Source organism: Mesorhizobium sp. M5C.F.Ca.ET.164.01.1.1 (genome assembly GCF_004792125.1).
GTDB lineage: Bacteria > Pseudomonadota > Alphaproteobacteria > Rhizobiales > Rhizobiaceae > Mesorhizobium > Mesorhizobium wenxiniae.
On the sequence record NZ_SRTG01000583.1, the window covers coordinates 1 to 286 of the forward strand.

Sequence of the window (286 nt, forward strand, 5' to 3'; positions counted from 1 at the left end):
GTTGCGGATGATGCCATCTCCGCATCGAGCGACATGGCGGATACCGTGCGCAACGAGATTTCAACGCTGAATGACAATCTGACGGACCAGGTCCAGCGAAACCCGCTCCAGTCGCTCGGCATCGCGGTCGGCATCATCCGCAACACGCGCGGCCTGAGCTTTCAGCTCATGCGAAGCACCAACGCCAAGCGCCTTCACGCTCTTGGCAAGATTTGCCAGATCTTCGCGAAGCTGGGCGAGCTGCGCGGCCACATCGGCTGCATCACCGCTTTCGAGGGGTTGCTGG

Annotated in this window: 1 pseudogene; it reads right to left on the reverse strand. The window is 61.2% G+C overall.

Annotated elements, in window-relative coordinates:
- Positions 1–129 precede the first annotated feature (129 nt).
- Positions 130–286: pseudogene (locus EN807_RS34855) on the reverse strand (DUF883 domain-containing protein); the annotation flags it as partial.